This window comes from Devosia sp. Root635 (assembly GCF_001427605.1).
GTDB lineage: Bacteria > Pseudomonadota > Alphaproteobacteria > Rhizobiales > Devosiaceae > Devosia.
Genome location: NZ_LMGZ01000012.1, coordinates 254,561 through 276,610, shown reverse-complemented (window position 1 = coordinate 276,610; position 22,050 = coordinate 254,561). Strand labels below are relative to the sequence as shown.

Sequence of the window (22,050 nt, the reverse complement as noted above, 5' to 3'; positions counted from 1 at the left end):
GGATAGTCTCGAGGCGGCAAGGCCAAGCACTTCTCCGTTTCAATCTGCACCTGAAATACTCTAGAACACCGGCCATGTTCGCTCCCGGCACAGTCCTGCTCCACGATACGCTTACCCCCGCCGGGGACAGCCTGCTGTTCACCGCCCCGCGCGACATTCTCGTCGCCCACGATGCGGAAGGGGTTCATGCCGCTCTGCATCAGCTCGAAACCGCGACCGAAGCGGGCCTCCATGCCGCCGGTTTCCTCGCCTATGAACTGGGCTTCGTCTTCGAGGAACGGCTGGCCAAATTCCTGCCGCCGCCCGGCCCCACGCCGCTGCTCTGGCTCGGGCTCTACGATGCGCCCGAGCGGCTGAGTGCCGCCGAGGTCGCGTCCCGCCTCGCCGCCATGGCCGGCGCCGGCACCGCCCTCGATATCGTCCCCCGCATGGACGAAACCAGCTATGGCGCCGCCTTCGATACGGTCAAGGCGCTGATCGCGGCCGGCGACACCTACCAGGTCAATCTCACCTTCAAGTCCGGTTTCCGGCTCGAAGGCGATCCGGCTGGGCTCTACCGCGACCTGGTCGCCAAGCAGCCCGTCGCCTATGGCGCCCTGATCAATACCGGAACCCAGTGGATTCTCTCGCGCTCGCCCGAGCTGTTCGTCTCCAGCCGCGAAGGTACCCTCGCCGCTCGCCCCATGAAGGGCACGCTCAAGCGCGGCCGGACCATTGCCGAAGACGCGGTCGGCCGCGCCGCTTTGGCGGGTGACGAAAAGAACCGTGCCGAAAACCTGATGATCGTCGATCTGCTGCGCAACGATCTCGGCCGCATCGCCGAAATCGGCTCGGTCAAGGTCACCGACCTCTTCACGGTGGAGACGTACTCGACGCTCCATACCATGACTTCGGGCATCACGGCCCGCCGTCGCCCCGGCGTCACCACCGCCGATGTCCTGGCCAATCTTTTCCCCTGCGGTTCCATTACCGGCGCACCCAAACTGCGTGCCATGGAAATCATCCATGCCGTCGAAGCCGGCCCGCGCGGCGTCTATACCGGCTCCATCGGCCACTTCGCCCCCAATGGCGACCTGACCCTCAATGTCGCCATCCGCACCGCCGTCATCGACAATGCGGGCCATGGCGAGATCGGCATCGGCGGCGGCATCGTCGCCGACAGCGTCGCATCGGACGAGTATCGCGAGGCCCTGCTCAAGATGGCATTCTTCACCGCCCCGGCCCAGCAGATCACCCTGATCGAAACCCTGCTCTGGGACGAGAAGGGCTACACCCTGCTCGACCGGCACCTCGATCGCCTGGCTGCCTCGGCTGCCTATTTCGCTTTGCCCTTCGACCGCCCGGCCATCCTCGCTTTGCTGCAATCTCAGGCCTTCCCCGAGCCCCGCATGCGCGTCCGCTTGACGCTTGACGCTTCCGGGCCGGCCCTGACCGCGGTTCCCCTGCCGCCCAATCCAGCGCTCTTCCGCTTCGCCATCGCCCCGGAAAAACTCGATTCGCAAAGTCTCTGGCTCATGCACAAGACCACCACCAGGGCTTTCTACGATGAGCCGCGCCAGCGCGCCCACGCCAGGCAGGGCGTCGATGAAGTGCTCTTTCTCAACGAGCGCGACGAACTCACCGAAGGCTCGATCACCAATCTCTTCATCCAGCGCGATGGCACATTGCACACCCCGCCTTTGTCCTCCGGCCTGCTGCCCGGCACCTTGCGCGCCGAGCTTCTCGCCACCGGCAAGGCAGCAGAGCAGGTTTTGACGCTGGACGATCTGGAATCGGCCGAGGCAATCTGGCTCGGCAATTCCGTACGCGGCCTGATCCGCGCCGAATGGGTGAAAGAGGAGAAGCAGCCATGATCGAAATCACCCCGCGCGACGTGCTCGTCGTCGTCGACCTGCAATATGATTTCCTGCCCGGCGGGAGCCTGGCCGTTTCCGGCGGCGACGAGATCGTGTCGCTGATCAACACGCTGGCCAGAAAATTCACCAATGTCGTCTTCACCCAGGATTGGCACCCGGCCGACCACATCTCCTTTGCCAGCCAGCATCCGGGCAAAGCCCCTTTCGAGACGGTGGACCTGCCCTATGGCCGCCAGGTCCTCTGGCCCGACCACTGCATGTGGAACACCCACGGCGCCGAACTCTCGACCGATCTCGATATCCCCCACGGCCAGCTCATCATCCGCAAGGGCTATAACCGCCTCATCGATTCCTATTCCGGCTTCCAGGAGGCCGACCGCGAAACCCTCACGGGCCTCGCCGGCTATCTCAACGAGCGCGATGTCGACCGGCTCTATGTCGTGGGCCTCGCCACCGACTTCTGCGTCGGCTGGACCGCCATAGACGCCGCCGCCGGTGGCTTCGACGTGACGGTCATCGAAGACGCCACCCGCGCCATCGACAATGCCGAGAGCCTCGCCAAGGCCTGGGCCGACATGGCGGAGGCGGGTGTAGAGCGGATGATGAGCAAGGATATTCTGGGGTAGTTCAGTGCCAGGCCTCGTGGTTCGAGGGTCGCTACGCTCCCGCCTCACCATGAGGCTGTTTTGAACGCGGTGTATCAACAGCCCTCATGGTGAGGTGCGAGTTCTTCACGAGCCTCGGACCACGAGGGCGTGCCCCACCCCCAAAATGAAAAATCCCCGCTCGCGCGGGGATTCACGTGAAACTTCGAACCGGCCTGAGGCAAAATCGCACCGGTGGAGCGATTTTAGGTGAGAAGGCCATGAGGGCTATGCCCAAATGGCAACACCCCTAGGCGCTCTTGTCTACGGCTTCGTCGGCCGGGGCGTGGCTCGGGCCGCCCTTGGCGACGCCGACCATGGCTGGCCGCAAAACCCGCTCGCCGATGGCGAAACCGGCCTGCACCACCTGCACCACCGTCCCTTCCGGCTGGCTCGGGTCCGGCACTTCGAACATCGCCTGGTGCTTGTGCGGATCGAATTTCTGCCCCTCGGCCTCGATCGGCTTGACGCCATGCTTGGCCAGCAGCCGCTGCATTTCGCGCTCGGCCAGCTCGATGCCCTCGATCAGGCTCTTGGTGGTGGCGTCGCCGCTTTCCCGCGCCTCGGCGGGCAGCATCATCAGCGCCCGGCTCAGCGCGTCGGTGGCCGAGAGCATGTCGCGGGCAAAGCCGGCAATGGCATAGAGGCGCGTGTCGTTGACATCGCGCTCGGTGCGCTTGCGCAGGTTCTCCATCTCGGCATGGCTGCGCAGCACCCGGTCCTTGAGCTCGGCATTCTCGGCGCGCAGTGCTTCCACGGGATCGATGGCCGGCTCGGGAATCTCGACTTCAGGGTTTTCGTCCGGGGCGGCGTTCTCGTCGCTCATCATTGTTCGGTTCCGCAAGTTTGAATTTGTCCCGCATATCGGCCAAATGGCCGGGCTTTTCAACCCTGGCGCGACCTAGGGTCGCTTCCGCGCCATCATGGCGCTGATCACATTGGCGGTATAGTCCACGACAGGCACGATGCGCGCATAGTTCAGCCGCGTCGGTCCGATCACCCCCAGCACGCCCACCACCTTGTCATTGGCATCCTTGTAGGGGCTCAGGATCACCGACGAGCCCGACAGCGAAAACAGCTTGTTTTCGCTGCCGATGAAGATGCGCACCCCCTCGGCCTTTTCGGCGTCGCCGAGCAGGTCCAGCAGTCCATCCTTGCTTTCCAGCTCGTCGAACAATTGCCGCATGCGCAGCAGGTCGTCGCTCGCCATGGCGTCGTTGATGAGGTTGGCCCGTCCCCGCACGATCACCGTCGGCTGGCTGGCCGGCGAAGTCCGCGCCAGCGTGGCAATTCCGGCATCCACCAGCTTCTGCGTCAATTCGTCCAGCTCGGCGCGCTGTTCGGCCCGCAATGCGGCCAGCGCCTTGCGCGCCTCGGCAATGGTGCGGCCCACCACATGCCGTGCCAGGTAATTGCCCGCCTGGGTCAGCGCCGAGGCGGTGAGGCCGGGCGGAATGTCCATGATGCGGTTTTCCACCTGCCCGTCCTGCCCCACCAGGATGGCCATGGCCCGCGTTGCGTCCAGCCGCACGAATTCGATATGCCGCAAAATGATATCGGCCTTGCTGGCAATCACCACGCCGGCGCCCTGGCTCAGCCCGCTCAGCAACTGGCTGGCCTCGGTGAGAACATCCTCCACCTGCCCGCGATGCTGTCCCTCGATGGACTTGGCGATCTGGCTGCGCTCGCTTTCGTTGACGGCGCCCACTTCGAGCATGGCATCGACGAAAAACCGCAGGCCCTCCTGCGTCGGTGCCCGCCCGGCCGAAGTATGGGGCGCCGCGATCAGCCCGAGATCCTCGAGATCGGCCATCACATTGCGCACCGAGGCCGGCGACAGCCCCATCTGCAGCATGCGGGACAGGTCGCGCGAACCCACCGGCGATCCGGTGTCCAGATAGCGCTCGACGATCTTCTTGAAAATGTCCTGGCTGCGGGCATTGAGCACGCTGAGGAAGTCTTCGGGCGGTCTGACCATGGGATGTTCGATAAAATCGTCCGCTTTAACCCTGCGCTCTCATTTAAGCGCATTGCAGCCTCCCGCCAAGCCGCCGCCGCTTGTGAGGCGGGCCACGGAGGGTTAAGAGGCGGTTAACTGCAATTTTCTGACGGATTCCCGATGCGCCCTTCCGGCCGAGCGCCAAACCAGATGCGCGATGTGACCATCGAGCGCAATGTCGCCCAGAAGGCGGAGGGCTCCTGCCTCGTCAGCTTCGGCAATACCAAGGTGCTGGTCACCGCCTCGGTCGAGACCAGCCTGCCCGGCTGGCTGCGCGGCAAGGGCCAGGGCTGGGTCACCGCCGAATATGGCATGCTGCCCCGCGCCACCGGCTCGCGCACCCGCCGCGAGGCCACCGCCGGCAAGCAGACCGGCCGCACCCAGGAAATCCAGCGCCTCATCGGCCGCTCGCTCCGCGCCGTGGTCGACATGCAGCTTTTGGGTGAAAACCAGGTCACCGTGGATTGCGACGTGCTCGAAGCCGATGGCGGCACCCGCACCGCCTCGATCACCGGCGCCTATGTGGCCTTGGCCGACGCCATCAAATGGATGGACGAACGCAAGCTGACCAAGGGCGCGGCCTTGCGCGATTCGGTCGCTGCGGTTTCCTGCGGCATCTATCGCGGCGCCCCGGTGCTCGATCTCGACTATCTCGAAGATGTCGAAGCCCATACCGACGCCAATTTCGTCATGACCGGTTCGGGCAAATTCGTTGAAATCCAGGGCACGGCCGAGCAGGTGCCATTTTCGCGCGAAGAATTGAACAGCCTCATGGCCCTGGCCGAACAGGGCATTGGCGACCTGACCCTGATGCAACAGGCGGCGCTGGACGCATGATGTTTTTCGGCAAGAAAAAGGCCCCCTCATCCGCCCTTCGGGCACCTTCTCCCACGAGGGGAGAAGGAGAGCCGGTGGGTGGGCTTGATGGTGCCAAAAACGCGGAGGCACCCTTCTCCCCTCGTGGGAGAAGGTGGCACGGCGCAGCCGAGACGGATGAGGGGGCCTTTTCCGAGCGCAACTGCGCCATCTGGCAAGACATCCGGCGGGCGTTGGAAGGTGGTGCCAAATGACTGCCATCCCGCGTCTCCGCGAAGGCGATCGCCTCGTTCTTGCCACCCATAACGCCGGCAAGCTCAAGGAATTCCAGGAACTGTTCGAGCCTTATGGTCTTGAGCTGGTGTCGGCCGGCGAACTCGGCCTGCCCGAGCCCGAGGAAACTGGCACCACCTTTGCCGAAAATGCCCGCCTCAAGGCGCATGCCGCGGCCCAGGCCTCCGGCATGCTGGCGCTGAGCGATGATTCGGGTCTTTGCGTCGACGCACTCAATGGCGATCCCGGCGTCTACACCGCCGACTGGGCCGGCGTGCCGCGTGATTTCAACCACGCCATGAAGCGCGTCGAAGATGCCTTGCAGGCGGCCAATGCCACCTCACCCAGCCAGCGCCGCGCCAATTTCAACGCCACGCTCTGCCTCGCCCATCCCGATGGCCGCGATGTGATCTACCATGGCCAATGCTTCGGCACCCTGGTCTGGCCGCCGCGCGGCGAGCAGGGCCACGGCTACGACCCCGTCTTCATGCCCGACGGCTATGACATCACCTTCGGCCAGATGCCGCCGGAAATGAAGCATTCCTGGTCCCCCGGCCAGCCGGGCCTCAGCCACCGCGCCCGCTCCTTCGCCAAATTCGTGGAGGGTCAGATTGAGCGGTAGGGTATCCATATCATCGGATGCTTTGGTTCCTGCGCCTCCCTCCCCCTTGAGGGGAGGGACCGAGGGTGGGGGTCCGTCAGTGGATCACTGCGCTACCCCCCACCCCAACCCTCCCCCTCAAGGGGGGAGGGAGCCAGAGATCGGGTGCCACCAATGAGCAATCCCAACGACCTCTTCGGCGTCTACGTGCACTGGCCGTTCTGCGCGTCCAAGTGCCCTTATTGCGACTTCAATTCCCACGTTCATCGCGGCCCCTTCGACGAGATCGACTATGTCGCCGCCTATGAGCGCGAAATCGCCACGGCAGCCGAACTGGCGCCGGGCCGTGTCGTGCAGTCGGTGTTTTTCGGCGGCGGCACCCCGTCGCTGATGAATCCGCAATCGACCGGCCGGATTCTGGATGCCATCGCCAAACACTGGACGATGGATGCCAATGCCGAGATCACGCTGGAAGCCAATCCGACCAGCGTCGAGGTCGACCGCTTCAAGGGCTATCGTGCCGCCGGCGTCAACCGCGTTTCGCTCGGCGTCCAGTCGCTGCGCGAAGGTCCGCTCGCCGAGCTGGGCCGCCGCCACACGGTGGACGAAGCCATCGCCGCCGTACGTATCGCGCAGAGTGTGTTCGAGCGCTCCAGCTTCGACCTGATCTATGCAAGGCCGAAGCAGACGCTGGAAGATTGGGAAGACGAGCTCAAGGAGGGTCTGTGGCTCGCCCAGGGCCATGTCAGCCTCTACCAGCTCACCATCGAGCAGGGCACGCGCTATTTCGACCTGCACCAGGCCGGCAAGCTCAAAATGCCTGATGAGGACCTGGCCGCCGATTTCTACGAACTGACACAGGAGCTGACCTCGGCGGCCGGCCTGCCCGCCTACGAGATTTCCAATCATGCCCGCCCCGGCCAGGAATCGCGGCACAACATGCTCTACTGGCGCTATGGTGAATATGCTGGCATCGGTCCCGGCGCCCATGGCCGCCTGATGATCAACAACCAGCGCCATGCCACTGCCGCCGAGAAAATGCCCTTCGACTGGCAGAAAAAGGTCAAGGCCTCCGGCCATGGCATGGTGGTGGACGATGTCCTTACCTGGGAAGAGCAGGGCGACGAATTCCTCGTCATGGGCCTGCGCCTCAAGGAAGGCATCTCGCCGGCTCGTTTCACCGCCATTTCCGGGCGCCAGATTTCCAGGACCCAGATCGAGGCCCTCAAGGGCTACGGCTTCGTCGAAAGCCTGCCCAACGGCAATCTGCGGGTGACCGACAAAGGGTTCCCGGTGCTCGACGCCGTGGTCGCGGACCTTGCAGCCTAGCCTCAAACCTGATGTCAGCCGGGCGCGATATCCTCGACTCTGGCCCACCCTCCCCCTTGAGGGGAGGGTAGCGCCGCCCGGCCCGCAGGGCCTTGGCAGAGCTGGGGAGGGGGTGTCGAGGCTTCATCTGGGGTGAGAGGGGAGCCACAGAAGCGTGGGGAGCACCCTCAAGGGGAGAAGGAAAAGAGCCCCCTATTCCAACGCCCTGACATACCGCGCGGCCGACCGCGCCACGACATCCTTGCCGTTCGCCTGCACCACCCGGTCCCACCAGCCGCCATAGATGCGGTCGAAGCGCAAAGCCGCCGCCCTGTCGGCAATGCGCCGCACCTCGCGTGCCGGCAGCGGGATCATGTTGGGATAGGAGCGCATGAAGCTGACCCAGTTCGGGTCGGGCGTTACCTGGATCGTGTCGCCGACCAGCATCGCCCCCTTGCCGCCGGCACCCGCGGCCCATTCGAGCACGCTGCTGCCGGTGAAATGCCCGCCCAGCCGATGCACGGTGACGCCGGGCAGCACCTCCAGCACATCCCCGCTCCACGGCTCGATCAGCGAACTCGGCCGCATCACATGGTCCAGGTCCGCCTCGGGCAGCTTGATCGGCACGCCGCCCAGCGCTTCGCTCCACTCCACCATGCCGGTATAGAAATGCGGATGCGAGAAGGTGATGGCCGTGAGCCCGCCCAGCGCCCTGATCCGGTCGACGGTCTTGCCATCGACCATGGGCACGCAGTCCCACAACACATTGCCGTCAGGCGTCTGCACCAGCAAAGCCCGCTGGCCGATGCCGATCGTCGGCGTCAGCCCGATACCTGATAGCCCTGGCTCGATCTCGCGCCAGTCATTGGCATGGCTGGTGGTGATGGAATCGCGGTCGATCCATTCCTGTCCACCAGCGCCGACATATTGCCGCTCGTCGTCACAGATAGCGCAATGGTCAGGCGGATTGGCGCTCGGCGCATGCTGCGCCCCACAGGTCTTGCAGATCCAGTTCGTCATGAGCGGGCTCCTTTAGGCGCCCACCTTACGGCCTCGATGCAGGGAGCTAAAGCCCCGCGCTCTCCACGATTTGCGGCCCGCCCGGCGCGATCTTCTTGATCACCAGCGCATATTCCGCGCGGCCATTGCCGAGGAACCGGAATACCCCGTCGCGGCCATTGAAGCCCTGTGCACTGGTCAGCAGCACCGGATTGTAGGGCGGCGTCGCCATGGAGAGCGTGTTCACATTGGCCAGGATGACAGCCGTATAGGCAATGGTCGCCAGCGCATGCGGCTGGGTGCCGAACTGCCGCTGGTAGTCGGCCCGGATGGCCGCCATACCGGACGGATCGACCGCAGGATAGATGGCGCCGCCGAGCTGGGTCGCGCCGGCAAGGACCGGGTCACCCTCCCAGTCGGCCGAGCCGACGATCTGCACCATTTCATTGGTAATGCCCGCCTGCGCCAGCAGCGCCCCAAAGCTCGGCGCCGTCGTGCGGTCGGGCAGGTAGAGCGTATCGATCATGCCCTTCTGGATTTGTGGCAGCGCCTGGTCGATGATCTGCCGGGCCTCGCTGACATTGGAGAATGTATAGACCGCCGATGGCGCAAAGCCGGCAATGACGGCCTGCTGGCGGAACGCGGTCTGCTGCGCCTGCCCGAATTCGGTGGCGGGGAACACCCCGGCAATGCCACGCCGCCCCTGTTGCTTGACCCAGTTGAGCGAGCGCTTCATCTCCATGTCGGGCAGGACGCTCAAGAGGTACACGCCCGGGCCCGCCGCGGTCGGATTGTTGGAAAAGCCGATCACCGGCACGCCGCTCGAGCGCGCCACCGCGCCCACCGCCGTCACCGCTTCGGCCTGGAGCGGCCCCAGGATCAGTCTTGCCCCGCCGGCCAAAGCTGCGCTGGCCGCCGCCGTGGCCCCGGCCACCGTGCTGCCGGTATCGCGCAGGCTGATGGTGATGTTCTCCGCGATATTGGGATTGGCCTCGATGAAGCTCATGGCCAGCCGGCCGGCATTGGCCAATGACTGCCCCACCTGCGCCAGTCCCGGATCGCCGGTCAGCGGCAGCAGCAGCGCCACCTGCACCGGCCCACGGCCGAAACTCTGCGCCGGGCCTGATGGCATCATGGCGGGCTGGCCGGGAATGGTTTGGGCGGGCGCATCCCCACCGAAGTCGAGCACGCGCGAGCCGATCTGGATGGGCGAACAGGCGGCGAGCGCAAAGACGCCCACCGCGCCCAGCCCCCGTGCTATGACTTTCCCGAGGTTCCGCATGTCGGGCCTCTCAACGCTAGCAGTCTGTTAACAATTGGCAGCAAAGTGCTAACCAATTCTCAACCCCGTGAAAGCATGACCGACACCACGCAAGGCTATTTCATCGCCGGCTCCGCCTTCACGGCGCCCCCGCTTTCGCCCGGCCTTTATGTCGTCGCCACCCCGATCGGCAACCTGCGCGACATCACCATCCGCGCCCTCGAAACCCTGGCCGCCGCCTCGGTAATCCTTTGCGAAGACACAAGAATGTCGGCCCGCCTGCTCGATCATTACGGCATCAAGGCTCGCCGCGTGGCGCTGCATGAACACAATGAGCGCGCCAAGGCCGACGACATCGTCGCCCGCGTCGCCGCCGGCCAGGCTATCGCCCTGATCTCCGATGCCGGCACCCCGCTGCTATCAGACCCCGGCTTCCCCTTGATTCGCGCCATGGCCGAGGCGAACCAGCCAATCTTCCCCATTCCCGGCGCTTCGGCCCTGCTCTCGGCTTTGGTTGTCGCGGGCCTGCCCACCGACGCCTTCGCTTTTCACGGCTTCCTGCCGCCCAAGGCGGGCGCCCGCGCCAATGCCTTGAAGGCGCTGAGCGATTCACGTGAAACCATGGTCTTCTACGAAAGCCCCCGGCGGCTCGACGATACGCTGGCCGCCATGGCCGAACTCTGGGGCAGCAGACAGGCCGCGGTGGCGCTGGAACTCACCAAACGCTTCGAACGCGTCCATCGCGGCACGCTGCCCGAGCTCGCCGCCACCTTCGCCGGGACCGAAACCAAGGGCGAAGCCGTCATCGTCGTGGCCGGTGCCGATGCCCCCGCCGCGCCTGATGCCGCCGATTGGCAGGCCGCGCTAACTGCAGCGATGGAGGACCAACCACTGCGGGCGGCCGTCGACGAAGTGACCAAAAATTTCGGGCTCAAGCGCAAGGAAGTCTATGATGCCGCCCTCGCCATCAAAGCCGAAAAGTAGAGCCCGCATAGAGGCTTACCTGGGCGGCCATCGCGGCGAGGCGCTGGCCGCCTGGTTCCTGCGCCTCAAGCTCTACCGTGTCGTGCAGCGCCGCTGCAAAACGCCGGTCGGCGAGATCGATCTCATCGCCACCCACTTCGGCACCACTGTTTTCATCGAGGTCAAGGCGCGTAGCAAGGCTGCCGTCGAAGCCGAGGCGCTGCAAGCGGTCAATCGCTCGCGCATTACCCGCGCCGCGCAATACTGGCTGGCCCGCCACCCCGCCGAGGCGGGCACGAACCTCCGCTTCGACGTAATTTTCCTTGCACCCGGCCGATGGCCGCGCCATGTCATCAACGCCTTCGACGCTTCCTCCTGAGACCTAAATGGCCAAAAAACTCAAAGTCGCGGTCCAGATGGACCATGTCGCATCGATCAATCCGCGCGGCGATTCCACCTTCGCCATGATGCTGGAAGCCCAGGCGCGCGGCCATGAATTGCTGCATTACACGCCCGATACGCTGGCTCTGCGCGGCAATGTCGTCTCGGCACTGGCCGCACCCATCGAAGTGTTTGACAGGCCCAAGGGCGAGCATTTCATCCTCGGCGAGGAAAGCCGGGTCGATCTGTCGACCCAGGACGTGGTCCATATGCGCCAGGATCCGCCCTTCGACATGAACTATATCACGCTCACCCACCTGCTCGAGCGCCTGCATCCGAAAACCCTGGTGGTCAATCCGCCCGCCGCCGTGCGCAATGCGCCGGAAAAAATCCTCGTCACCGACTTCCCCGAGCTGATGCCGCCGACCCTGGTGACGCGCGACCGGGCGATGATCCACGATTTCCGCAAGGAGCACGGCAACATCATCGTCAAGCCGCTCTACGGCAATGGCGGGGCCGGCGTGTTCTTCATCCAGGAAGGCGACCACAACCTGGTGAGCCTGCTCGAACTGTTCGAGAACAACTACCGCGAACCCTTCATGATCCAGAAATACCTGCCGGATGTCAGGAAGGGCGACAAGCGCATCATCATCATCGACGGCGAGCCGGTGGCCGGCCTCAACCGCATCCCCGCCGAAGGCGAGGCGCGGAGCAACATGCATGTCGGCGGCCGTCCGGAGCTCTCGCCGCTGACCGACCGCGAAAAGGAAATCTGCGCCACCATTGCCCCCGCGCTGAAAGAGCGCGGCATGATCTTCGTCGGCATCGACGTCATCGGCGACTACCTCACCGAGATCAATGTCACCTCGCCCACCGGTATCCGCGAGATCAAGCGCTTCGGCGGGCCAGACATTGCCGTGATGATCTGGGACGCCATCGAAAAGCGCCGCGCCTGATGTATCTGCTGGTCACGGCGATCCTCGGCGCGGTTGGCTGGTTCCTGTTCCGCCGCTGGCGCCGCAACCTGCCGGTCGATCCGCGCCTGACCGCCGCCTATTGGCAGAAATCAGCCATTGTGCTGGGCGCCTATCTGCTGTCCATCCTGGCCGGCGCCGGTGTGACCCGCATCATGGTCGGCTTCAACCGCTCCGGCTGGGCCGACCTGCTCATGGTCGCCTTCTTTGCCGTCTGGGTGCTCTACGGCGCAGTCTGGCTGTTGCGCTTCCTGCCCACCAGCAAGCTGCATCCGGCCTGGCTCATCCGTTCTCGCGGCTGGATCGACGCGCTGGCCATGCTGTCGCTGGCCGGCCTGGCCGCCGGCGCCAGGATGCTCTAGCCCCGTTCGACAAAGCCGCATAACGGCAAGGCTGGGCAAGCGCGCCTGAACCGGCTAGGTCTAGCCAAGGCCAGAGGGGATCTCGCACCATGCCCACCACCACATTCTTCGTCGCTTTCGCGACCCTGTTCGCCACGGTGGGCGTGGCCGATATCGCCTTCATCTTCGCGGCGCTGACCAAGCACAATACCGCCAAGGAGCGCTTCGCCTTCGCCACCCGCGGCGTCATTATTGCCGGGGTGATTCTCCTGCTGTTCGGGGTGTTGGGCAATCCGATCCTCGAAGTCTTCGGCATCACCATCCCGGCTTTGCGCACCGCCGGTGGGCTGTTGCTGTTCCTGATCGCCATCGACATGGTGTTCGCCCGCCATTCGGGCGGCACCGGCACCACCGACGAGGAAGAGGTCGAGGCCCGCCAGCGCGACGATATCGCCGTCTTTCCGCTGGCCATGCCGCTATTGGCCGGTCCCGGCGCCATCAGCGCCGTCATCCTGCTCACGACCGGCACCAAGACCGATCTCGAATTCTGGGCCGTGCTGGTGGCCGTCGTGGTCATCCTGTTCCTGGCCTGGCTGACCCTGCTGGTCGCCATTCCCATCCAGCGCCTGCTCGGCGTCACCGGCCTTGCCGTGGTATCGCGCGTCGTTGGCATCCTGCTGGCGGCGCTTGCCGTGCAGTTCGTTTTCGACGGGGTCAAGGCCAGCGGTCTGCTGGGCGGCGCCTGAAATTTCTCATCCCGGCCATGCTGGCTGCAGGCTCGGCGCAGACAAAGCAAAGCGGCCAGCTCGCGCCGGCCGCCCCGTTCAATTCCGAAATTCGAGCCTATTTCTTGGCGGTGTTGCCGGTGTTGCCGGTGCTGCCGGCGCCGAGGCCGGTCACCGGCTTGGCGGCGGCCAGCTTGTCCTTTTTAGGCTTCTTGGCTTCCTTGTTGCTGCGCATCTGACCCTTGGCCATGCCAGTCCTCCTCGCTGCGGGCCCACGGGCCCGGATCAATGATGGGCAAAGGCTAGACCCGCGCCGATTCGGTGGCAAGTCCCCGGATTACTTGGCCGATTGGCACCGCCCACCCGGCCCCAGCGAGGCGATGGCGCGCGGATCGCAACCCGTCAGCAGGAAGGTGATCCAGTCATTCTGGTTGCCGAAGAAGGCGTTGCGGTCGACCTCGCCGCGCACGCCGCGGACCACGCCGGTCTGCGTCCATTGCCAGAAGGTCCAGACACGGTTGCCATAGCGCTCATGCGGCTCGGCGGCGGTGGAGCGCAGCCAGAAGGCATTGGGGAAATACTCGCCCTCCAGAACATCGCGGTGGAAGGTCATGTCGGTATAGATGATGGGCAGCTTGCCGGTATGGCGCTCCATCGCCTCGAGCATGACGCGGATCTTTTCCAGCGCGTCGGCTCGGCTCGGCTTGTTGGTGCAGCTCGAATGGTTGTTCCATTCGAGATCGAGCACCGGCGGCAGCGCGTCGAAGTCATTGGGCACGTTCTGCACGAACCATGCCGCCTGCTCGGAAGCCAGCGAACACCAGGTCATGAAATGATAGGCGCCCCGCGGCATGCCCGCTTCGCGGGCCCGCACCCAGTTGGTGCGGAAATTGGGGTCGAGATAATCCTTGCCCTCGGTCGCCTTCATGAACACGAAATGCATGCCGCTCTGGAAGGCGGTGCGGAAATCCACGTTTTCCTGATAGCGCGCCACGTCGATCCCCTGGATCGGCATGGTCCGCGCCCGGTCCACGCCCGAATGGGGCCGGTTGTCGCCCTGGATCGGGCCATAGAGCCCGCCACCCGACGAACAGGCCACCAACGCGGCGGCCAGCAGGGCCGACAGGGCGCCTTTCGCGATCGCGGCAAACGAGGGGAAAGGCCTTCTGGCGCTCATCGGTCAGAACTCTACGCAATACGAAACAGAGCCTTTGATTCAACATGGGCCGGTTAACGCCGGATTAGGTTTACCCATGTGGCAAGCAGCGTGGTTAACAGGCCATATTTCGTTCGCTTTACGTTCTTGTTCTGGCGGGTGACCTTTGCTAGATTGGCGGTGGGGCTAGGGGCATTGGGCGATGGTCACCCGCGTAGCGACAGTGGCGTTTCAGGGCATCGAGGCCGTGCCGGTCGATGTGCAGGTGCAGATCGCGCCCGGCTTTCCGCAATTCATCCTGGTCGGCTTGCCCGACAAGGCGGTCAAGGAATCGGGGGAGCGTGTTCGCGCCGCTCTTGTCGCGTCCGGTCTGGGCCTGCCGCCCAAACGCATCACCATCAATCTGGCGCCGGCCGACCTGCCCAAGGAAGGCAGTCACTACGACCTGCCTATCGCGCTCGGCCTCATGGCCGCCATCGGCGCCATTCCGCAGGACGCGCTCGATGGCTATCTGGCGCTGGGCGAACTGGGGCTCGATGGACGGCTGGCCCATGTGGGCGGCATCCTGCCGGCCGCCATCGCGGCGCAGGGTCGCGATCTGGGCCTCATCTGCGCCGAACCCTCCGGCGCCGAGGCCGCCTGGGCCGGCGAGGATCTCGATATCATCGCGGCGGAAAGCCTGCTGGCGCTGGCCAATCACCTGACCGGGCACCAATTGGCAGCGCGTCCGGTTCCGCGCAAATACCTGCCGCAGGGCGAGCTGCCCGATCTCAGCGACGTGCGCGGGCAGCAGGTGGCGCGGCGCGCGCTGGAAGTGGCAGCCGCGGGCGGCCACAATATGCTGATGGTGGGGCCGCCGGGCGCCGGCAAATCCATGCTGGCAGCGCGCCTGCCCTCCATCCTGCCGCCGCTCGACCCGCGCGAACTGCTCGATATCTCGATGATCCAGTCCATCGCCGGCGAACTTGCCGGCGGCGCGCTGTCCGATCGTCGTCCTTTCCGCGCGCCGCATCACTCGGCGTCGATGGCGGCTCTGGTCGGTGGCGGGCTGCGGGTGCGGCCCGGCGAGGTGAGCCTGGCCCATAACGGCGTGCTGTTCCTCGACGAACTGCCCGAATTCGCCCCCAGCGTGCTCGACAGCCTGCGCCAGCCCCTGGAGGCGGGCGAAACCGTTATTGCCCGCGCCAATGCCCGCGTCAGCTATCCGAGCCGCGTGCAGTTGATCGCCGCGATGAATCCCTGCAAATGCGGTCTTGCCGGCACGCCCGGCCACACCTGCCGCCGCGGCAGGGCCTGCGCCGACGATTATCAATCCCGCGTCTCCGGGCCCTTTCTCGACCGCATCGATATCCGCATCGACGTGCCGGCGGTGACCGCCGCGGACATGATCACGCCTTCGGCAGCGGCGGAGAGTTCGGCCGTCGTGGCGCGGCGTGTCGCGCAGGCCCGAGAGCGGCAACGGCAACGCTTTGCCGAGCATGGCGCGCCGGACGTGTTCACCAATGCGGGGGCCGGTTCGACGCTGATCGAGGCTGTGGTCAATCCCGACAAGGAAAGCCAGGCGCTGCTGCTGCAGGCGGCCGAGCGTTTCAACCTCTCGGCGCGGGCCTATCACCGCGTGCTCAAGGTGGCCCGCACCCTGGCCGACCTGGCCGGTGTGGAGCGTGTCGGTCGGCCGCACATTGCCGAGGCCCTGAGCTATCGGCTCAATTTTGGTGCGACGTAGCCCGGCACCCTGTGCATAAGCCTGTGGATAAGTGTTTCACGTGAATCCACATCAGCGGATGCTCTGGTAGCCGCCAGCGACGCCGCGGGGCGATAGCACCACCTGCCACAGGCTGATGCTGCGGGCGCGGAACATGGCGGCGAAGGAACTGAGATAGTAGCGCCACATGCGCTGGAACCGCTCGTCGTATTTCTCGCTATGCAGGCCGGGCCAGGCGGCGTCGAACCTGTCCCGCCAGGCCATCAGCGTCCGATCATAATCAGCGCCGAAATTGTGCCAGTCCTCCATCACGAACAGGCCCTCCACGGCCTTGCCGATCTGGGCGATGGACGGCAGCATGCCATTGGGGAAGATGTACTTTTCGCTCCAGGGGTCGCCATGGGTGGTCGAGGAATGGCCGCCAATGCTGTGCAGCAGGAAAAGGCCGTCCGGCGCGAGCAGGCTTGCCGCTTTCTCGAAGTAGGCCCGGTAATTCTTGTAGCCGACATGCTCGAACATGCCGATGGAGATGATGCGGTCGAACTGGCCGTCGAGCGCCTGATAGTCGAGCAGCCGTGTTTCCACCGGCAACCCGGCGGTCCGCGCATTGGCCAGGGCCGCCTGTTCCTTGCTGACGGTGACACCCACCCCCGAAACGCCATAGCGCTCGGCGGCAAATTTGAGGAAGCCACCCCAGCCCGAACCGATATCGAGAATACGCATGCCCGGCGCGAGCCCCACCTTGCGGCAGATGAGGTCGAGCTTGGCCTCCTGCGCCGCATCGAGGTCGGTCGCGTCTTTCCAGTAGCCGCAGGAATAGATCATCCGGGGATCGAGCATGGCGGCATAAAGGTCGTTGCCGATATCGTAGTGCTTCTCGCCCACCTCGGTTACGCGCAGCCGCTGCAGGTTGAGCAGCCGCCCGCGGGCCACGCTCCACATGACGGCAAGATCCCTGGGGAAGGCATTCTGGATATTGGCGCTGATCAGGCGAAACAGGAACCGGTCGAGTTCGATCGCATCCCACCAGCCCTCCATGTAGCTTTCGCCCAGCCCCAGCGTGCCGTCGCGCAGCAAACGCCCCCACAGGCGGTCATCATGGACCTGCGGATCTCCCGGATCGGGGCCGTTGACGGCAACGCCAATCTTGTCCAACTGGCCGGTAACGAAGCGTTTGGCGGATTCTGACATGGCAGCGGCAAATGTCTGGTCGGCAATGCCCCAGAGGTTACTGCCATCGTCGTTTGGCGATCAATAGCTATTTGGCGGATAGACGTCCTTAACCCGCGCCGCATATTGGTCATGGTGACGTGCCAGCAGGATAAAGATGCGAAGATCGGGCGAACTGGTCCAGTGGAATAACAAGGGCGGCTACGGCTTCGTGCGCGATGACACGGGGCGCGACTATTACGTCCATATTTCCAAGGTCGCCGGCGACGGGCGACCGCGGATCGGCGACCGCGTCTCGTTCGAAACCGCCACCGGCCGCAAGGGACGCCCATCGGCGGTTGATGTGATCATCACCACCGCCATTCCGGCGCCGCAGCCGGCCACTTTGCGCGACATCAAGCAGTCGCCCGCCGGCATGTCGCGCTACCGGCTCGGCCTGCGCACCGCCGCTGCCACGCTGATGACGCTGCTGATTCTGTGGGCCATCGGCACCGACAGGACGCCGGAATGGATCGGCCTGCTCTATGCGGCGATGGGCGCCGGCTCGGCCCTGCTCTATCGTTTCGACAAGCTCTATGCCCTGACCGGCAAATACCGGGTCAGCGAGACCAACCTGCATGTCGTGGACCTGTCCTTCGGCATTATCGGCGGGCTGGCGGCGCAGGAAGTCTATCGCCACAAGACGGTCAAGCCGCGCTTCGTCGCCACGACCTGGACCATCGCGCTGGTCCACACCCTGTTCCTCGCCGGCCTGGCCTTCGGCTGGCTGGGCGCGTTGCTGCCCGCCTGAGCGGGCAGCCGGCTGCGCCATCGCCTTAGTGGAACTGGGCCGCCTCGGTCGATTCGCCCATCGCCGTCGTCGCGCTCCTGCCTTCGCTTACCGCCAGCGACACGGCGTCGAAATAGCTGGTGCCCACTTCGCGCTGATGCCGCACCGCCGAGAAGCCATGCGCTTCGGCGGCGAATTCGGCCTGCTGCAGGCGGCTGTAGCCGGCCATGCCGTCCTGCCTGTAGGCCCGAGCCAGTTCGAACGTGGTGAGGCTGAGATTGTGGAACCCCGCCAGCGTGATGAACTGGTATTTGTAGCCCATGGCCGCGATTTCGCGCTGGAACGCCGCCATCGCCGCCTCGTCCATATGCCGGGCCCAGTTGAAGCTGGGCGAGCAATTATAGGCCAGCATCTGTTCGGGATGCACCTTGCGCACCGCCTCGGCGAACTTTTTTGCCTCGGCCAGGTCGGGCTTCGAAGTCTCGCACCAGATCAGGTCGGCATAGGGTGCATAGGCGATGCCGCGGGCAATGGCGGCGTCGATGCCGCCCTTGAGCTGGTAGAAGCCTTCGGCGGTGCGCTCGCCGGTGACGAAAGGCGCATCATAGGGGTCGATATCGGAGGTGATGAGTCGCGCCGCTTCCGCATCGGTGCGCGCCATGATCAGCGTCGGCACACCCATGACGTCGGCGGCCAGCCGCGCCGCGTTGAGCGTACGGATGAACTGGCTGGTGGGCACCAGCACCTTGCCGCCGAGATGGCCGCATTTCTTCTCGCTGGCGAGCTGGTCCTCGAAATGCACTGCGGCAGCGCCGGCCTCGATCATCGCCTTCATCAGCTCGAACACGTTGAGCGCCCCGCCAAATCCCGCCTCGGCATCGGCGATGATGGGCACGAAGAAATCGAGGTCGCTCGTGGCGACGCCGTCAGCCTGTTCCATGGTCTGGATCTGGTCGGCCCGCTGCAGCGCCTTGTTGATGCGCTTGACCACCGATGGGACGCTGTCGACCGGATAAAGGCTCTGGTCGGGATACATGTTGCCGCTGGTATTGGCGTCGGCCGCCACCTGCCAGCCGCTGAGATAGATCGCCTTGAGCCCGGCCTTGACCTGCTGCACGGCCTGGTTGCCGGTGAACGTGCCCAAAGTCGGCACGAAATCCTCGCTCTGCAGCAATTCCCACAGGCGTTTGGCGCCATTTTCGGCCAGCGTATGGCGGACCGGCAGCGAGCCGGAAAGCCGCGCCACATCGGCCTGGCTGTAGGTGCGGGCAATATTGCGCCAGCGGTCGGGCGCATAGTCGGGCGTCGGGAAAATCGGTTTGTCGAGCATGGTGTCTCCTCCTCATGGACATGGCTTCGCCGGTCCGGTGGAGCGGCGGATTTGGTGATTCACGTGGACAAAGGGCAGTCTTCCCTTCTCCCCTTGAGGGAGAAGGTGCCCGAAGGGCGGATGAGGGGTGTGGAAATTTCCCCACGCTCAGAAGCATGGGATGGCGCAGCACCCCTCACCCGGTTCTTCTGCTGAACGCGGAAGAACCGCCCTCTCCCTCAAGGGGAGAGGGGTAACGCGCGCCAAGGCGCCTACCCCACCACCTTCCGGCTGAAGGTCGCGGCGATCATGCCATTGCCGGCGAACAGTTCCGTACTGCCCTCGCCGCCGACCAGGGAAAACTGGTGCCGGCCGATCTTGCCGGCAATGACATAGCCCTGCTCGTCGAGATGCCTTGCCTTGAACTGCGCCATGGCCTCGCCGGCGGTGGGGGCGATGATGGTCAGGTATTCCTCGCGTTCGCTGCTGGATGGGCTCATCCGAAAGTCTCCTCAATTCGTTGATGTAAAGATTTGACAAGCGGAGCAAAGAAGCAAGAAATAAGCGCATGACGGCCAGTAAAGCTGTAAAGGCGTGGTCAAGTTTCCGCGGCCGGGTTGTAAAGTCTGTCAAGAAATGCCGGAGGGGAAGGCATGAGTGATGTAAGGGACATGCAGATCGGCGGCCGCATCAAGCGGCTGCGGCGGCAGAAGAAAATCGCCCAGGCCGACCTGGCCCAGGCTTTGGGCATTTCGGCCAGCTACCTCAATCTCATCGAGCATAACAGGCGCAAGGTCACCGTGCCTTTGCTCTTCTCCATTGCCGGCCATTTCGGTGTCGAGCCGGGCGAACTGGTCGATGGTGACGAGGGGAGGCTGGTCGGTGACCTGATGGAAGCCTTCGGCGACGATCTGTTTGCCGATAGCGACGTGACCAATCTCGAAATCCGCGACCTGGCCCATGCCAATCCAGCGGCGGCCCGCGCCATTCTCAGGCTCTACGATCGCTATCGGCTCGTTGCCAAATCCGGTCCAGCACCGGTTGCCGCGGGGGAAGCCGAGCCCTTCCACCTCGCCACCGACGCGATTTCCGATTTCCTGCAGGAAAACGCCAACCACTTCCCGGCGCTGGAGGAAGCGGCCGAGCGTATACGCGCCGATATCGACCATTCCGGCGACAATTTCGACTTCGGGTTGCGGACCTATCTGTTCAATGTCTTCGGCATGGAGGTGCGGCTGGCCTCCCTGCCCCATGGCATTGCCCGCCAGCTCGACCAGCGGCGCAGCCACCTGCTGGTCTCAGACATCCTGCCGGGTGAGTCCGCCCTGTTCCTCGTCGCCCACCAGCTCGGCCAATTGGCCGCCGGCAGCGAAATCGCCGCCATCATCGCCGAGTCCACCCTGCCCGAAGGCGATGCACCGGCTTTGGCGCGCAATGTGCTCTCGGCCTATTTCGCCGCCGCGCTCATCATGCCCTATGAGCCATTCCTGCGGGCCTGCCGCGATTATCGCTACGATATTGAGCGCATCGCCCGCCGTTTCGGGGCCAGTTTCGAGCAGGTCTGCCACCGCATGACCACTTTGCAGCGCAAGGGCGCCTCCGGCATTCCGCTGCATCTGGTGCGTACTGATATTGCCGGCAATATCAGCAAGCGCTTCTCGCTGTCCGGCATCCACATCCCGCGCCATTCGGGCGCCTGCCCGCGCTGGAACGTCTATTCGGCCTTCCTCAGCCCCGAGCGGATCAATATCCAGCTTTCCCAGATGCCGGACGGGCAGCGCTATTTCTGCATCGCCCGCACCATCGCCAAGGGCGATCATCGCTACAATGCGCCCCGCCGCTACATGTCCATCGGGCTGGGCTGCTCGATCCACCATGCACGCGACATGATCTATTCCGACGGCATGGACCTGACGGGCGACAGCCAGCTCGTGCCGGTTGGCGTCGGCTGCCGCATCTGCCCGCGGCTCGAATGCGGCCAGCGTGCCCATCCCCCGGCCGATCATCGCTTCAGACTGGATGACGACATCAGGCCGGAAAGCCTCTACGCGCGGATGAGCTAGCGGTTGAGGTCGGCCCCGCCATTGCGCCGGTCCCATTCCCAGCTGTCCCGCCAGTCGCGCTCGAGCACAGCGCGGCGCTTGCCATAGCGCTCGTCGGTCACAGTCAGGCTGACAATGCGGTCGGTGCGGAAATTGCGGAAGGCCTTGCGCAGGCAGCACCAGGCGGCAATCACCTGCTTGCCCTCGTAATAGGCCAGTTGCACCGGCCAGATGGCGCGCTCGCTCGGATTGCCGTGCTCGTCCTCGTAGGAAATCTGCAGCGTCCTTTCCGTCCGCATGGCCTGCCGCACCTGGCCCAGGATCGGCATGGGCTGCCGCGAATTGGCGCCCCAGACAGCGACGGGCCACAGCCCGGTATCGTTGATGCGATCGCGCAGGTCTTCAGGGGAAGCCGTGGCGATCTTTCCCAGCGCATTTCTCGCGGCCGCGCCCAATCCGTCATCGGGCTGCGCCCCGACCCAGCGCGCGCCGAGCACCAGAGCCTCCAGCTCCTCGGGCGTGAACATCAGCGGCGGCAGGAAGAAGCCGGGTTTCAGCATGTAACCGACCCCAGCTTCGCCATCGATGGGCGCGCCCAGCCCGATAAGCGTCTGCACGTCGCGATAAAGCGTGCGCACGGAAACGCCCTGTTCTTCTGCCAGGGCCGCCGCCGTGACGGGACGGCGATGCCGCCGCAGCGCATCCATGACGGCAAACAGGCGCTCGGTTTTGTCCATGGTTCGTTCTCCCCTGTCCGG

The 22,050-nt window shown here is 64.8% G+C and carries 23 protein-coding genes; 13 read left to right on the top strand and 10 right to left on the bottom strand.

The genetic code is table 11. The features are described from left to right. Positions 1 to 74 precede the first annotated feature (74 nt). On the top strand, positions 75 to 1,853 hold the full coding sequence (pabB, locus tag ASD80_RS07975; protein WP_056231068.1) for an aminodeoxychorismate synthase component I: 1,779 nt from the start codon (positions 75 to 77) through the stop codon (positions 1,851 to 1,853). Next, positions 1,826 to 2,482: a bifunctional nicotinamidase/pyrazinamidase gene (pncA, locus tag ASD80_RS07970; protein ID WP_082555140.1), complete on the top strand. Its 657-nt coding sequence runs from the start codon at positions 1,826 to 1,828 to the stop codon at positions 2,480 to 2,482. The genes pabB and pncA overlap by 28 nt, the downstream gene beginning before the upstream one ends. Positions 2,483 to 2,750: 268 nt before the next feature. On the opposite strand, the gene grpE is transcribed toward pncA, so the two are convergent. Beyond that, positions 2,751 to 3,326: a nucleotide exchange factor GrpE gene (gene grpE / locus ASD80_RS07965; RefSeq protein ID WP_056231376.1), complete on the bottom strand. Its 576-nt coding sequence runs from the start codon at positions 3,324 to 3,326 to the stop codon at positions 2,751 to 2,753. A 75-nt stretch (positions 3,327 to 3,401) separates the two neighbouring features. After that, complete coding sequence (gene hrcA, locus ASD80_RS07960) at positions 3,402 to 4,478, bottom strand: heat-inducible transcriptional repressor HrcA (RefSeq protein WP_056231061.1); 1,077 nt, start codon at positions 4,476 to 4,478, stop codon at positions 3,402 to 3,404. Positions 4,479 to 4,619: 141 nt separating this feature from the next. On the opposite strand from hrcA, the gene rph reads away from it, so the two are divergent. The 3 genes from rph (at position 4,620) to hemW (ending at position 7,518) form a co-directional block, all read left to right on the top strand. Further along, positions 4,620 to 5,336, top strand: a complete 717-nt coding sequence (gene rph / locus ASD80_RS07955; protein ID WP_056231058.1) for a ribonuclease PH — start codon at positions 4,620 to 4,622, stop codon at positions 5,334 to 5,336. Between the two features lie 229 nt (positions 5,337 to 5,565). Beyond that, positions 5,566 to 6,210: a non-canonical purine NTP pyrophosphatase gene (locus ASD80_RS07950; RefSeq protein ID WP_056231055.1), complete on the top strand. Its 645-nt coding sequence runs from the start codon at positions 5,566 to 5,568 to the stop codon at positions 6,208 to 6,210. 153 nt (positions 6,211 to 6,363) lie between these two features. After that, positions 6,364 to 7,518, top strand: coding sequence for a radical SAM family heme chaperone HemW (gene hemW / locus ASD80_RS07945; protein WP_056231052.1), 1,155 nt, complete (start codon positions 6,364 to 6,366; stop codon positions 7,516 to 7,518). A 192-nt stretch (positions 7,519 to 7,710) separates the two neighbouring features. Here hemW and ASD80_RS07940 read toward each other — a convergent pair whose 3' ends face one another. Together ASD80_RS07940 and ASD80_RS07935 are read right to left on the bottom strand one after the other, a co-directional pair. Beyond that, complete coding sequence (locus ASD80_RS07940) at positions 7,711 to 8,517, bottom strand: MBL fold metallo-hydrolase (RefSeq protein WP_056231051.1); 807 nt, start codon at positions 8,515 to 8,517, stop codon at positions 7,711 to 7,713. Between the two features lie 46 nt (positions 8,518 to 8,563). Beyond that, positions 8,564 to 9,778, bottom strand: a complete 1,215-nt coding sequence (locus tag ASD80_RS07935; protein WP_056231047.1) for a penicillin-binding protein activator — start codon at positions 9,776 to 9,778, stop codon at positions 8,564 to 8,566. 75 nt (positions 9,779 to 9,853) lie between these two features. Here ASD80_RS07935 and rsmI point away from each other — a divergent pair, with 75 nt between their 5' ends. From rsmI to ASD80_RS07910, 5 genes are all read left to right on the top strand, one after another. After that, on the top strand, positions 9,854 to 10,741 hold the full coding sequence (gene rsmI / locus ASD80_RS07930; protein WP_056231044.1) for a 16S rRNA (cytidine(1402)-2'-O)-methyltransferase: 888 nt from the start codon (positions 9,854 to 9,856) through the stop codon (positions 10,739 to 10,741). Continuing rightward, the gene (locus ASD80_RS07925) at positions 10,710 to 11,099 is read left to right on the top strand and encodes a YraN family protein (RefSeq protein WP_056231374.1); all 390 of its coding nucleotides are present in this window, start codon (positions 10,710 to 10,712) and stop codon (positions 11,097 to 11,099) included. The genes rsmI and ASD80_RS07925 overlap by 32 nt, the downstream gene beginning before the upstream one ends. A gap of 7 nt (positions 11,100 to 11,106) precedes the next feature. Further along, positions 11,107 to 12,057: a glutathione synthase gene (gene gshB, locus ASD80_RS07920; RefSeq protein ID WP_056231041.1), complete on the top strand. Its 951-nt coding sequence runs from the start codon at positions 11,107 to 11,109 to the stop codon at positions 12,055 to 12,057. Then, positions 12,057 to 12,437, top strand: a complete 381-nt coding sequence (locus ASD80_RS07915; protein ID WP_056231039.1) for a hypothetical protein — start codon at positions 12,057 to 12,059, stop codon at positions 12,435 to 12,437. The genes gshB and ASD80_RS07915 overlap by 1 nt, the downstream gene beginning before the upstream one ends. Positions 12,438 to 12,526: 89 nt before the next feature. Next, positions 12,527 to 13,162, top strand: a complete 636-nt coding sequence (locus tag ASD80_RS07910) for a MarC family protein (RefSeq protein WP_056231036.1) — start codon at positions 12,527 to 12,529, stop codon at positions 13,160 to 13,162. A gap of 97 nt (positions 13,163 to 13,259) precedes the next feature. On the opposite strand, the gene ASD80_RS19175 is transcribed toward ASD80_RS07910, so the two are convergent. Together ASD80_RS19175 and ASD80_RS07905 are read right to left on the bottom strand one after the other, a co-directional pair. Next, positions 13,260 to 13,391, bottom strand: coding sequence for a hypothetical protein (locus tag ASD80_RS19175; RefSeq protein WP_274532315.1), 132 nt, complete (start codon positions 13,389 to 13,391; stop codon positions 13,260 to 13,262). Positions 13,392 to 13,478: 87 nt separating this feature from the next. After that, positions 13,479 to 14,318: a GH25 family lysozyme gene (locus ASD80_RS07905; protein WP_056231033.1), complete on the bottom strand. Its 840-nt coding sequence runs from the start codon at positions 14,316 to 14,318 to the stop codon at positions 13,479 to 13,481. Positions 14,319 to 14,499: 181 nt separating this feature from the next. Between ASD80_RS07905 and ASD80_RS07900 the strand changes: the two genes are divergently transcribed. Continuing rightward, complete coding sequence (locus tag ASD80_RS07900) at positions 14,500 to 16,023, top strand: YifB family Mg chelatase-like AAA ATPase (RefSeq protein WP_056231031.1); 1,524 nt, start codon at positions 14,500 to 14,502, stop codon at positions 16,021 to 16,023. A 51-nt stretch (positions 16,024 to 16,074) separates the two neighbouring features. On the opposite strand, the gene cfa is transcribed toward ASD80_RS07900, so the two are convergent. Beyond that, on the bottom strand, positions 16,075 to 17,193 hold the full coding sequence (gene cfa / locus ASD80_RS07895) for a cyclopropane fatty acyl phospholipid synthase (RefSeq protein ID WP_056231028.1): 1,119 nt from the start codon (positions 17,191 to 17,193) through the stop codon (positions 16,075 to 16,077). A gap of 136 nt (positions 17,194 to 17,329) precedes the next feature. On the opposite strand from cfa, the gene ASD80_RS07890 reads away from it, so the two are divergent. Beyond that, on the top strand, positions 17,330 to 17,962 hold the full coding sequence (locus tag ASD80_RS07890; RefSeq protein WP_056231027.1) for a DUF1294 domain-containing protein: 633 nt from the start codon (positions 17,330 to 17,332) through the stop codon (positions 17,960 to 17,962). Between the two features lie 25 nt (positions 17,963 to 17,987). On the opposite strand, the gene aceA is transcribed toward ASD80_RS07890, so the two are convergent. Next, entirely contained in the window at positions 17,988 to 19,271 is a 1,284-nt protein-coding gene (aceA, locus tag ASD80_RS07885) for an isocitrate lyase (protein WP_056231023.1), read from the bottom strand. Between the two features lie 251 nt (positions 19,272 to 19,522). Further along, complete coding sequence (locus tag ASD80_RS07880; protein ID WP_056231020.1) at positions 19,523 to 19,750, bottom strand: hypothetical protein; 228 nt, start codon at positions 19,748 to 19,750, stop codon at positions 19,523 to 19,525. Between the two features lie 153 nt (positions 19,751 to 19,903). Here ASD80_RS07880 and ASD80_RS07875 point away from each other — a divergent pair, with 153 nt between their 5' ends. Beyond that, positions 19,904 to 21,313 carry a helix-turn-helix domain-containing protein gene (locus tag ASD80_RS07875; protein ID WP_056231018.1) on the top strand — a complete coding sequence of 470 codons (1,410 nt, stop codon included), beginning with the start codon at positions 19,904 to 19,906 and terminating at the stop codon, positions 21,311 to 21,313. Here ASD80_RS07875 and ASD80_RS07870 read toward each other — a convergent pair. Continuing rightward, positions 21,310 to 22,029, bottom strand: a complete 720-nt coding sequence (locus tag ASD80_RS07870; RefSeq protein ID WP_056231015.1) for a helix-turn-helix transcriptional regulator — start codon at positions 22,027 to 22,029, stop codon at positions 21,310 to 21,312. The two genes, ASD80_RS07875 and ASD80_RS07870, sit on opposite strands and share 4 nt — an antisense overlap. Positions 22,030 to 22,050: the final 21 nt, after the last annotated feature.

Bases quoted from the DNA above. Each gene is read 5' to 3' on its own strand.
- pabB (WP_056231068.1), top strand. From the start codon at position 75: ATGTTCGCTCCCGGCACAGTCCTGCTCCACGATACGCTTACCCCCGCC.
- pncA (WP_082555140.1), top strand. From the start codon at position 1,826: ATGGGTGAAAGAGGAGAAGCAGCCATGATCGAAATCACCCCGCGCGAC.
- grpE (WP_056231376.1), bottom strand. From the start codon at position 3,326: ATGAGCGACGAGAACGCCGCCCCGGACGAAAACCCTGAAGTCGAGATT.
- hrcA (WP_056231061.1), bottom strand. From the start codon at position 4,478: ATGGTCAGACCGCCCGAAGACTTCCTCAGCGTGCTCAATGCCCGCAGC.
- rph (WP_056231058.1), top strand. From the start codon at position 4,620: ATGCGCCCTTCCGGCCGAGCGCCAAACCAGATGCGCGATGTGACCATC.
- ASD80_RS07950 (WP_056231055.1), top strand. From the start codon at position 5,566: ATGACTGCCATCCCGCGTCTCCGCGAAGGCGATCGCCTCGTTCTTGCC.
- hemW (WP_056231052.1), top strand. From the start codon at position 6,364: ATGAGCAATCCCAACGACCTCTTCGGCGTCTACGTGCACTGGCCGTTC.
- ASD80_RS07940 (WP_056231051.1), bottom strand. From the start codon at position 8,517: ATGACGAACTGGATCTGCAAGACCTGTGGGGCGCAGCATGCGCCGAGC.
- ASD80_RS07935 (WP_056231047.1), bottom strand. From the start codon at position 9,778: ATGCGGAACCTCGGGAAAGTCATAGCACGGGGGCTGGGCGCGGTGGGC.
- rsmI (WP_056231044.1), top strand. From the start codon at position 9,854: ATGACCGACACCACGCAAGGCTATTTCATCGCCGGCTCCGCCTTCACG.
- ASD80_RS07925 (WP_056231374.1), top strand. From the start codon at position 10,710: ATGCCGCCCTCGCCATCAAAGCCGAAAAGTAGAGCCCGCATAGAGGCT.
- gshB (WP_056231041.1), top strand. From the start codon at position 11,107: ATGGCCAAAAAACTCAAAGTCGCGGTCCAGATGGACCATGTCGCATCG.
- ASD80_RS07915 (WP_056231039.1), top strand. From the start codon at position 12,057: ATGTATCTGCTGGTCACGGCGATCCTCGGCGCGGTTGGCTGGTTCCTG.
- ASD80_RS07910 (WP_056231036.1), top strand. From the start codon at position 12,527: ATGCCCACCACCACATTCTTCGTCGCTTTCGCGACCCTGTTCGCCACG.
- ASD80_RS19175 (WP_274532315.1), bottom strand. From the start codon at position 13,391: ATGGCCAAGGGTCAGATGCGCAGCAACAAGGAAGCCAAGAAGCCTAAA.
- ASD80_RS07905 (WP_056231033.1), bottom strand. From the start codon at position 14,318: ATGAGCGCCAGAAGGCCTTTCCCCTCGTTTGCCGCGATCGCGAAAGGC.
- ASD80_RS07900 (WP_056231031.1), top strand. From the start codon at position 14,500: ATGGTCACCCGCGTAGCGACAGTGGCGTTTCAGGGCATCGAGGCCGTG.
- cfa (WP_056231028.1), bottom strand. From the start codon at position 17,193: ATGTCAGAATCCGCCAAACGCTTCGTTACCGGCCAGTTGGACAAGATT.
- ASD80_RS07890 (WP_056231027.1), top strand. From the start codon at position 17,330: ATGCGAAGATCGGGCGAACTGGTCCAGTGGAATAACAAGGGCGGCTAC.
- aceA (WP_056231023.1), bottom strand. From the start codon at position 19,271: ATGCTCGACAAACCGATTTTCCCGACGCCCGACTATGCGCCCGACCGC.
- ASD80_RS07880 (WP_056231020.1), bottom strand. From the start codon at position 19,750: ATGAGCCCATCCAGCAGCGAACGCGAGGAATACCTGACCATCATCGCC.
- ASD80_RS07875 (WP_056231018.1), top strand. From the start codon at position 19,904: ATGAGTGATGTAAGGGACATGCAGATCGGCGGCCGCATCAAGCGGCTG.
- ASD80_RS07870 (WP_056231015.1), bottom strand. From the start codon at position 22,029: ATGGACAAAACCGAGCGCCTGTTTGCCGTCATGGATGCGCTGCGGCGG.